This window comes from Bacillus sp. SIMBA_008 (genome assembly GCF_046535495.1).
Taxonomy (GTDB): domain Bacteria; phylum Bacillota; class Bacilli; order Bacillales; family Bacillaceae; genus Bacillus; species Bacillus subtilis.
In genome coordinates, this window is sequence record NZ_JAWRWL010000720.1 from 1 (window position 1) to 259 (window position 259).

Here is a 259-nt window from a genome sequence, read left to right on the forward strand (position 1 = left end):
GGGCGTTACGACGGCCAGTCCGAGGCGGGCAAGGCTCCCGCGCACGTCGCCCAGCTCGCACGAGAAGCGGGTGTCCCGGTTGCGCTCGTGGCCGGCGCGATCCAGGCCGACACCTCGGCCTTCGCGGCCGCGGCATCGCTCACCGAGATCGCGGGGTCCACAGAGGCGGCCCTGAAGGATCCGCTGCGCTGGCTACGCGACGCGGGCGAGATCCTCGCCCGCTGATCGCTTGTCCCCGTTGACGCGGCAATAATCCGGC

Annotated in this window: 1 protein-coding gene; it reads left to right on the top strand. The window is 72.2% G+C overall.

Annotated features, from left to right (window positions below; genetic code table 11):
- Window positions 1-225: glycerate kinase (locus tag SB658_RS25140; RefSeq protein ID WP_410603137.1), on the top strand; the 225-nt coding region annotated here is incomplete at its 5' end.
- Between the last annotated feature and the right edge of the window lie 34 nt (window positions 226-259).